Raw genomic sequence first — 10,324 nt, 5'->3', positions numbered from 1 at the left:
CTCCTTGATAAAATTTTGCTCTCTTATCAACTAATTCTATATATCCGTTTTCTAAATTGTCTAAAACAATAACATTATACCCTGAATCTAATAATTCTACCACTGCGTGACTTCCTATATACCCCGCGCCACCAGTAACCAATATATTTTTCATATTTTTTCTCCTCATTTGCTATATATTAATATATTCTATTTTTATTTGCTTTCATATTCTCAAGTATACTTTTACTAACCTTTGGACTAAATTGAAATTAATAATATTATTAAAATCAACTTATTTCCCATATCGTTATTTAAAGCATTTTTATAATTTATAGTTAATTCTAAGGTTTTTTCATTTAAAGTAAGCACACTTGTCAATATTTTAAAGGTACCAGAAAGATTTTTAGCTCTAATATTTGTAGAAAATATAGTAATTATATCCTTTGCTCTTACAAACTCTATGAATTAATATACTTAATCCGTGAATTCCTACCCATATTACAAAGTTCCATTCTGCTCCATGCCATATTCCACTAACTAAGAAATAATTAATAAATTTCTTAAAGTTTTACTTTCATCATTTCTATTTCCTCCAAGAAGAATATATAAATAATTAGTCAAAAATATTCCTAAAGTAATATACCTACGCTTCCAAAAATTTTTAGATATTTATACTTCTATATGGTAAATTAAAATTTAAAGTTGATATTGGCTATTCCCATTACCATGTCACAGTATTCTGAAAAATCAAAATATAACTGCATAGTATAAGACATGGACGTTAGCTATGCTCCACTAATAGTCCTTTATTTAAATTTTCATAGCTTACTTTTTTATTACTCTCATTTTCAAATTGTGACAATATCTCCTCTGGCAAAATTATTGATTCTGCTATTAGTTGAGAAAAAAAGGTCACAAATAAACAATAACTCAGAATTTTTTTTACTTTTCTTTTTATAACTATCTATTAAAAAAGATAGTTGTTGAAAAATGAAGAAGTTTATTCAAAGAGGTCACATTAAATTTAATATTGAAATATTTGTTTGAAAAATAATATTCCAATGTTAAAAATTAGCCCTCCTAAAAAATAGTACTTACTTCCCTCGAACACTTGTATTTTTTGACAAAATATTTCCTAAAGTATAATTTACTAAAATAGATAGTATTATTAAGTATACATACTTATAATTAAAATAAGCATAAAAATATAGCGCTGCATGAACTAAAAATCCTCTTGCTAATCTTTATTTTCCATAACTATTTAAGACAAAATATCCCATCAAAATTAAGAGCAAAAATAAAAATATAAATACGAACGAGTTAAATAATATTTCTTGTCCTTTTAACACTAAAAAAATTAAAAACCCTCAAATTTTAAATAAGAGAGTTATTTTTATAAAATTTTGTACATAAAATAGTAAGTAAACCTATTTTACACTTTTTTTATTAACTGACATTTTTTTAATAAGTATGTATTCTTAATATAAAAATATATTAAAAAGTGACTACTAAAAAATTATAATACCACGCCATGAAAAATCAATTCTATAACCGTACTTTAAAATCTAAAATATATTTTCTAAAATTACTATCCAATATAAAAACCAGAAATGATATTGCTGTTGTTATAAATCCCACTATAAAGCATATTTTTAAAAATTCCATCCAAGTAGTTATATTTAAATCTAATAAACCAATAATATTTACAGATAAAAAAATAGCTAATAATACCAAACTTATATTTTTTGATAATTTAATCAAATAATCAGTTGCATTTTTTTCAAAACATCTTTGAAATACCAATATAGGTTTTACTATATAAATAATAATTATATTAGAACATATAGTACCTATTATAACTCCGTTTAAACCTATCTTTACAACTAAAGCTAGAGAAATAATTAAATTTATTAAACTTTCAAATACCGGCGTGTAAATATCATCAAAAAATCCAGAGCAGTCTTTAAAAATATCCAATGGACTTCTTGTTATACTTACAAATAAATTAATCAGTATTAATATAGTTGTAGTATTCGATAAAATATAATCTTCTCCTAGCCATAAATTTATAAATGGTTCTATTAAAATATATGTTGAAATTGTTAAAATAGTTCCTAAAAACATGTATACTGAATATAAATTACTCCAATATTTATAAATATTTTCTTTACTTTCTGTAGCTATAAACTTACCTACTAATGGGGTTATTACAGAAGTTATTATTCTTGTAAATGTCATTATCATAGCATATATTGTCAAATAACTCGAGTATTTTGCTATTATTGAAAGTGTAGTAAATTTAGCTAAAACTATATAATCAGTATTTGAAACAACTAAACCTCCAATTTTATGAGTAAACATATTTTTAGTATCTTTTATTATATTTTCATCTCTTTGCTGAACAGAATTTATATAGGAGTAATATTTTTTATAATGCTTTTTATAAAAATAAAAACAAATTAAATTATTTAACAGATTTATTGATATATACACTAAAAATGATTTAATATATACTAGCGATATTATTTGTAATACTTGAAAAAATATCCCTGAAAATCCAGAAATTTTTCTAACAAAACCATACTCTTGATTTGCTATAAATAGAATTGAATATTTTGCAAAAATATATGTAATAGATGTATTTATTACATATAAACTCCAATAAATATATATAGCTTTTCCATCTATCGAGGTTTTTATCAAGGATGGTATCAATATATTTAAAATAAGCCCTACAAATAAAATTATCAAAGATATTTTTTTATAAAAAGAATTTATTGTTGATACAACCAAACTCAATTTTTCATAATTTTTTTCTGAAAGAGGTTTGTATAGGGCATATGTTGCAGCACTATTTATACCTAAATCTGCTAAACTTAAATATGCTATTAATTGAGTAAATAATCTCATTAGTCCTAAATTCTCCATTCCTAAATATTTACTAAAATATTTATTGGAGATAAAGCCTAAAACTGCGGTTATAATTGTTATAAATAAGTTAAGTTGTAAATTTTTAGATGCTTTTTCTTTCATTTTATTTTTTCCTTTTTAAATATTCTCAAATAACTCTATCCATTTTTTTATAATTTTTTCTTTTGTAAAACTACTTGATTTATCAAGTGCTCTATTTGATATCTCGATTCTTAAATCTTCGTTTTCATATAACTTAATTATTTTTTCAGCCATTTTTTTTACTTCATATTTTTTTATTAAATACCCTTCTTTTCCATCTGTTATCATATCTTTTAATCCTGATTCCATGTCAAACCCAATTACCGGAACACCATTACTTATACTTTCTAATACTACCATTGCAAAAGCTTCAAATCTAGATGGTAAAATATAGCAATAATAGTCTTTATATTTCTCATTTAATTTATTTGTAAATGGCTTTAGTTTTATGTTATTTTCTAAATTATTTAACTTAATCAACACTTTTATTTTTTCCTCTTCAGGTCCTTCGCCGTATATATCAATTTTAATATTTTTATTTATTTTAACTACTTCTTTCCAAACATCTATCAAAATATCATAACCTTTTTCATATGAGAGTCTTCCTGCCGATAAAAATTTTTTTTCTTCAAATTTTTCCTTAACTTTAATTTTCTCTTGATTTTTAGAGTCATAAAAATTTGGAATAACTTCAACTGATTTAAAGCCCCATTTATCTATATCTACATCTGATAAAATTACTACTTTATCAAATTTTTTTAATTTAAATTTAAATCTATTAAAATCTATTTTTTTTTTAAATGATTTTAATTTTGACATATTTTTTGATTCTTTAACTTTATCAATATAATAATCATAACATCCATGAATTTCTATAATCTTTTTAGCTAATGTCTTTATTTTTGTATATTCTCCTAGTCCTATATCACAAAGACATATCATTATATTTGGATTTAACTCATCTATTTTTAATTGTAATATTTTTTTTAATTTTTTTAAATAAACTCTAAAATAAATTTTTCTTTTAAATAAATTCATTTTTCTATTTTGATTAAAATCTTCTAATTCTAAACTTTCAAATTTTATAGTTGGATAATTTTTTATAATATTTTTATCTTTTAAATTATAAGATAATATTGTTACATCATATTCACTTTCTGATAAAGAATTAGCTTTATCTAATACTATTTTTTCTCTTCCCCCGATAATACTTATATCGTTTATAATATATATTATTTTTTTATTTTTCATCTATGTCTTCCTTAAAAATAATTTTTATACAACCATTTTTTTAATTTTTCTAAGTACTTTAAAAATTATAGGATAATCCAATTTTATTTTATTTTTAAAAACAATATAGTCTTTAAATTCAATTTTCAATTCTTGTCTATATTGAGTTTGAAGCTCTTGATTTAATAATAAAATCAATCCTGCAACTACTCCTATCATTTGACTTATTTGAAATTTTAATAACTTAACTTTTTCTTCATCTTGCTCTTTAAATAATATTTTATTCAATTCCCTTGCTACAGTTAAATATCCTATCAAATTTTTTTCTCCTTTAGATACTGTCATTATAGAACCTATTCTAACTCTTCTTTTAAAGAATTTCCTATTTATGTAAGATACCCTTTTAGCATTTAAAAATAGAATAAATGTAAATAATTCATCTTCATGAATTATTCGAGGATAAAAATTTAAATCTATTTGTTTTAAATAATTCAAATTGATAAAATTTAAAACTGCTGCTGCTTTGTATTTATTAATCTTTAATAAGTTATTTAAAAGATTTTTACCTCGAAAAATTTTATTATCTTCAATCGCCTTTGATCTATCGTAATCAAAATAATTAACACATAAATTTTCTGTTGAGAAAGCTTCTGCATCAAAAAAAATAAAATCTAAATTTTCTTTTTCTGATTTTTCATAGCATAACTCTATAGTATCTAGCTCTATATAGTCATCACTATCCATAAAGTATATATATTTTCCATTTGCTATTTTTAATCCTGAATTTCTAGCTCCACTTAAGCCTTGATTTTTTTGGCTAATAACCATAATTCTTTTATCTATTTTTTCATATTCTCTTATTATATTTAATGAATTATCAGTTGAACCATCATTTACTAGTATTATTTCAATTTCTTTCAAAGTTTGATTTATAACACTATCTAAAGCTTCCCTCAAATATAACTCTACATTATACACAGGTATTACAACACTAACTTTTGGTATGTTCATTCTAATCTCTCCCATATAAATCTCTCGTATACACTTTTTCTTCTACATCTTTTAATTCTTCACTTAATCTATTACTTACTATCACATCACTTATAGATTTAAACTCTTCAAAGTTTTTTATTACTCTCGAATTAAAAAAAGTTTCATCCTTTAGTACAGGTTCATATATAACTACCTCTATTCCTTTAGCTTTTATTCTCTTCATTACTCCTTGAATAGACGAAGCACGAAAATTATCTGAATCTGTTTTCATAGTTAACCTATATATTCCAACAACTTTAGGATTTTTTCTTAAAATAGAATCTGCTATGTGATCTTTTCTAGTTGTATTAGCATCGACTATTGCATTTATTAAATTATTAGGCACATCTGAATAGTTTGCACGAAGTTGCTTTGTATCTTTCGGAAGACAATATCCTCCATATCCAAATGATGGATTATTATAATGAGACCCTATTCTTGGATCAAGTCCTACTCCTTCTATTATATCTTTAGTATTTAAGTCTCTTATCTCAGAGTATGTATCTAACTCATTAAAATATGCTACTCTTAATGCTAAATATGTATTTGAGAATAACTTTACAGCTTCTGCTTCAGTACTATCCATATACAACGTAGGAATCTCTTTTTTTTCCGCTCCCTGTCTCAATAAATTTGCAAATTTTTCTGCACGCTCTGATTTTTCTCCTATTATTATTCTACTTGGATATAAATTATCGTAAAGAGCTTTTCCTTCTCTTAGAAATTCTGGAGAAAATATTATATTTTCTATCCCAAGTTCCTTTTTTATTCTATCTGTATATCCAACTGGTACAGTTGATTTAATTATCATAGTTGCTTTAGGATTTATCTCCATTATATCTTTAATTACTGCTTCTACAGTATTTGTATTAAAGTAATTTTTATTTGAATCATAATCTGTAGGTGTTGCTATTACAACAAATTCTGCATCTTTATACGCTAAACTTTTATCCGTTGTTGCCTTTAAATTAAGCTCTTTCATTTTTAAATATTCACTTATCTCTTTATCTACAATAGGTGAAATTTTATTATTAATCATTTCTACTTTTTCAGGAATTATATCTAATGCCACTACTTCATTATTTCGAGCTAATAGTATCGCATTAGATAACCCAACATATCCAGTTCCTGCTATAGTTATTTTCATCTTAATCCCCTTAGTTTAAAATTTTCTTTATATAGTTATATTGCTCTTCACTTAAAAGCATCTTTAATCCTAACTGTCCTAAATCTTTCAATTTCAATGATTCACTTTCTTTTGCTTTCTTTAAATGATTTATTACCTCTTTTTTAGAAACTTTAATTGCATAATTAGCTAACATAATATTTATTTTATAATTTAATTTTTTTTGCTCCTGTTCATTAAAAATACTCATATGTTCTTTTTTTATTTCATATAATTTTTTTTCACCATTATACTTTTTTAAATAATTAGTTGTTATTCTTTCTGCATCGTGCTCATAATATCTTAAAAGTTCATCTTTCATATATGCACAATTATATCCTTTAAGTAAAATATTAAATATAACATACCATTCTTGACCACAATCTAATTTTTTAAACCCTTCTACTTTTTCTAATAATACTTTTGGTAAAAATAAATTTCCTGTTGTTGCTAAATTTCCTGACATCATATAAAAAAGAGCATCTCTATTTCCTTCTACATATGTTTTTGTTCTAGATATCTTTTTCTTATTTTTATCGAGAGTTATAGATTGCGAATATATAACCCCCTCATCATTTTTAAATCTATTTTTATAAAAATTATATTGTAACTCTATTTTACTAAGAACATATTCGTCGTCGTCATCTAAAAAAGTAATATATCTTCCTTTTGAATTTTGGATTCCAACATTTCTAGATAAAGCTCCACCTATATTTTTTTTATTTTGAATATACTTTATTCTTTTGTCAAAATTATATTCATTTATAACCGATTCTACATAATTTCTATAATCTGGAAATTCACTATTATCATCAATTATTACAATTTCAATATTTGAATATGTTTGATTTATTAAACTTTTTAAAGCTCTATTGAATAACTCCTTCCTTTTGTAGGTTGGCATTATTATACTTATTAACTCCATTTTTTTTCCTATCCCTTCTTCTTTTTCCTATCTCTTTAATTTCATATTGAGAAACAACATAAGCTATACTTATCCAAAAATAATAAAGCCAAGTGTTTCCTGTTATTTTCCAATGAATTAACTGTAACAAATATAAGTATGCTAAACACATTATTACTCTATTCTTTCTCTGTTTATAAATCATATACCCAAAATTTCCAAAAAGTGATATCAAGACTAAATATCCTAAAATTCCGCGATCATGTATAGTTGAATAATATAGTGTATGCCCTTCTTCTGTTATTTCTCTAAAAATATTTTTACCTACATACTTTAATTGACTTGAAAAATACGCTCCTGTTCCTTTACCAAAAAAAAAGTCTTCTTTATCAAAAATTAAAATTTTATTTTTTAAATTCGTTAACTGTTCATTTCTAGCCTTAGCTGAAAAATCACCACCATTATTTTTTGAATACTTCATTATTTTAGTAAAATTATTTTCTATAGATTTTGATACAACTTCAAAGTTCATTCCGACAACTATTAAAACTAAAAAAGTAGCTAAAATTCCTTTAAGAAATTTTTTAGGATTTATTTTAATTTTTTTAGTAAAAAATACAATACCTAACTCTAAAGCTAAAACTATATAAGCAAAACTTGAAAAAGTCATAAATATCTCAAAAAATGCTAAGTAATAATATTTTTTACTGCGAATAGAATTTCTAAAATACCATAATGCTGGTGCTATAAGTGTTGGTAAATATCCTGCTTCTGAAGCAGTTCCTTGAAACCTTCTTCCAAGAGGAAAACTTGTTAATGTAAACAATTTTATTGTAAATCCTAATTTTTGTAAAATTAGCATAAAAAGCTGCAATAAAACTATGTATTTAAAAAATAGTTCTATATCTTTTCTTTTTAATCTAATTGGTCTAATTAAAACTGCTGAAAAAAACAATATCATCATTATATTTCTAGCTACATATTTATAAAAAAAATCTAAATTTATCGCTTGTCCTCTTGAAAATATTATCGTTAAAACTAAATTTAAAATTAATAAGTATACTATACTTTTTGATAAAAAAGTTCTATTAAAAAACCTAACCTTCTTTTCTATACTTGTATTTAAAAATATATATCCAGCATAAGCTAACATTAATAGCTCTCCTAATCTGAAAGGGATTCCACTTTTAAATCCAGCCAATTCACGTAAAGGAATTGAAAAAATAAGAAATTTTTGTAATAAATATATCATAGTATTCTCCATTTTTTTGCTTTTAAGAAATTATAAATATCTCTTGCGTTCTTTTGGAATGAAAAACTTTCTGAATAATTTTCCAATTTTAAATTCTCCTCTTTTTTATTTAAAATTAAACTATTTTCAAGAGCTTCTTTTATATTTTCAATACTATAACTTTGAGAAGATATATTTACTCCTAAAGATTCCATATTATTAGAAAATATCCCAATGGGAATACATCCATGCTCTGCTGCCGCTTTTAAAGTTCCATTATTAGAATCTATATTTGGAATTATAGGTAGTATCATGAAACTATTTTTTTGTAGCTCAATCGATAACTCCTTGTTATTTAAATCTTTAATAACTTTTATATTATACTTTTCTAAGTTTTCTATATCTATTTCACTTGCAGTATAGACGTTTAAATTATAAATTTTATCTTTATTAAAGATTTTCCAAGCTTCTATCATCTCGTTAAAAGCTTTGGATTTATTTATTAAACCAAAATAGCAATAATTTTTAGAGTCTCTTTTAATTTTTTCAATACTTTTTTCTTTAAGAATATTACTTGGTATTGATCTCAATATTTTTTGGCCATCTATTTTTTCATATAAATTACTGTCAGTAACTATATATCCATCAGCTATAGATATTAAGAGATCAACCGCTTTTTTTCTAATAACATTAACTCTATAGTATTCATGAATTGATAATATTATTTTTGAATTCTTAAAACTTTTTTTCAAATAGATTAAAGCTAAAAGTGTTATTGGATTCCAATCCATAAATGGATATTCAATTATAAAATCTATTTTTTCATCTTTTTGATTTTTATTATTTTTTACATAATTTAAAATCTCACCAGTCATCTCTAAAGAAGTTATTTTCTTTAATCCTTTTAAATGAAAAGTATCTCTATTTATAAGATTTATTTCTACATCATTATATCTTTGAAGCTCACTCTTTAAATTATGTGTAAACATTCCTATACCACATTTTATAGAATTGTAATTTGTACATATAAATGTTATTTTCATTTATCTTTCACTACCTCTTCTATCTCTTTTTTGAATCTCTCTCTACTAAATTTCATAGCATGTTTATATATATCTTGAGTATTTAAATCTAATTTCTCAAACTCTCCAATACCTTTAACAATACTTTCAACTTCTTGCTTGTCAAAAAATATTCCAGTTTTTTTATCCACAACAGTTTCCAGTGCTCCACCCTTCCCATATGCTATTACTGGTCTTCCACAAGCTTGAGCTTCTAGTGGAACAATACCAAAATCTTCTTCTGCACAGAAAATCATAGCCTTACATCTTTGAAGATAATTTTTAACTTCTTCATCAGATATTCTTCCAGTAAAAGTTATATTTTCATCTGCTAAAGATTTTAAATATTCCCTTTGTTCTCCATCTCCTATTACAACTAATTTTCTTCCTAATTTTTTACAAGCTTCTATTGCTAAATCTATTCTTTTATATGGAACAAATCTAGAAAATACAACATAAAAATCTTCTGAATCTTTTCCATTTGGAGAAAGTCTATCTATATCCACAGGAGGATAAACAACTTTACACTCTCTATTCCAAAATTTATTTATTCTTTTTGCAACATAGTTAGAATTAGCTAAAATTATATCTATTCTTTGAGAACTGCTATAATCCCACTCTCTTAAACTTTTCATAAATATACTCATAAAAAATCTTGTTAATTTTCCACTACGCTTTTTATAATCATGATATAAATCCCAAGCATATCTCATAGGAGAATGAACATAAGATATATGTTTTGTATTCGGTCCTGTTATAACTCCCTT

9 protein-coding genes are annotated in these 10,324 nt (G+C 23.8%); all 9 read right to left on the bottom strand.

Annotated elements, in window-relative coordinates:
- The coding region (locus ACRDDY_RS19165) for an NAD-dependent epimerase/dehydratase family protein (RefSeq protein WP_438566512.1) at nucleotides 1-154 on the bottom strand (154 nt) is incomplete at its 3' end.
- A gap of 1,373 nt (nucleotides 155-1,527) precedes the next feature.
- Entirely contained in the window at nucleotides 1,528-3,015 is a 1,488-nt protein-coding gene (locus ACRDDY_RS19160) for a lipopolysaccharide biosynthesis protein (protein ID WP_438566511.1), read from the bottom strand.
- A gap of 15 nt (nucleotides 3,016-3,030) precedes the next feature.
- Nucleotides 3,031-4,185 (bottom strand): glycosyltransferase, encoded by a 1,155-nt coding sequence (locus tag ACRDDY_RS19155; protein ID WP_438566510.1) that lies wholly within the window; start codon nucleotides 4,183-4,185, stop codon nucleotides 3,031-3,033.
- 24 nt (nucleotides 4,186-4,209) lie between these two features.
- The gene (locus ACRDDY_RS19150) at nucleotides 4,210-5,175 is read right to left on the bottom strand and encodes a glycosyltransferase family 2 protein (RefSeq protein ID WP_438566509.1); all 966 of its coding nucleotides are present in this window, start codon (nucleotides 5,173-5,175) and stop codon (nucleotides 4,210-4,212) included.
- Nucleotide 5,176: 1 nt separating this feature from the next.
- Entirely contained in the window at nucleotides 5,177-6,343 is a 1,167-nt protein-coding gene (locus ACRDDY_RS19145) for a nucleotide sugar dehydrogenase (RefSeq protein ID WP_438566508.1), read from the bottom strand.
- Nucleotides 6,344-6,353: 10 nt separating this feature from the next.
- On the bottom strand, nucleotides 6,354-7,286 hold the full coding sequence (locus tag ACRDDY_RS19140) for a glycosyltransferase family 2 protein (protein ID WP_438566507.1): 933 nt from the start codon (nucleotides 7,284-7,286) through the stop codon (nucleotides 6,354-6,356).
- Entirely contained in the window at nucleotides 7,231-8,517 is a 1,287-nt protein-coding gene (locus ACRDDY_RS19135) for a hypothetical protein (RefSeq protein ID WP_438566506.1), read from the bottom strand. The genes ACRDDY_RS19140 and ACRDDY_RS19135 overlap by 56 nt, the downstream gene beginning before the upstream one ends.
- Entirely contained in the window at nucleotides 8,514-9,539 is a 1,026-nt protein-coding gene (locus ACRDDY_RS19130) for a hypothetical protein (protein WP_438566505.1), read from the bottom strand. Before ACRDDY_RS19130 ends, ACRDDY_RS19135 begins: the two co-directional genes overlap by 4 nt.
- Nucleotides 9,536-10,324, bottom strand: a 789-nt coding sequence (locus tag ACRDDY_RS19125) for a glycosyltransferase (protein ID WP_438566504.1), incomplete at its 5' end; no start/stop codon positions are given. The genes ACRDDY_RS19130 and ACRDDY_RS19125, both read right to left, overlap by 4 nt.

The sequence above is a fragment of the Clostridium sp. genome (assembly GCF_051656525.1).
In the GTDB taxonomy this organism is placed as follows: Bacteria; Bacillota; Clostridia; order Clostridiales; family Clostridiaceae; genus Clostridium.
Note: the sequence above shows the minus strand (reverse complement) of the source record. Positions and strands in the feature narration are given on the sequence as shown.

What these genes read in the sequence shown, in the direction of transcription:
- ACRDDY_RS19160 (WP_438566511.1), bottom strand. Translation starts at nt 3,015, where the DNA reads ATGAAAGAAAAAGCATCTAAAAATTTACAACTTAACTTATTTATAACA.
- ACRDDY_RS19155 (WP_438566510.1), bottom strand. Translation starts at nt 4,185, where the DNA reads ATGAAAAATAAAAAAATAATATATATTATAAACGATATAAGTATTATC.
- ACRDDY_RS19150 (WP_438566509.1), bottom strand. Translation starts at nt 5,175, where the DNA reads ATGAACATACCAAAAGTTAGTGTTGTAATACCTGTGTATAATGTAGAG.
- ACRDDY_RS19145 (WP_438566508.1), bottom strand. Translation starts at nt 6,343, where the DNA reads ATGAAAATAACTATAGCAGGAACTGGATATGTTGGGTTATCTAATGCG.
- ACRDDY_RS19140 (WP_438566507.1), bottom strand. Translation starts at nt 7,286, where the DNA reads ATGGAGTTAATAAGTATAATAATGCCAACCTACAAAAGGAAGGAGTTA.
- ACRDDY_RS19135 (WP_438566506.1), bottom strand. Translation starts at nt 8,517, where the DNA reads ATGATATATTTATTACAAAAATTTCTTATTTTTTCAATTCCTTTACGT.
- ACRDDY_RS19130 (WP_438566505.1), bottom strand. Translation starts at nt 9,539, where the DNA reads ATGAAAATAACATTTATATGTACAAATTACAATTCTATAAAATGTGGT.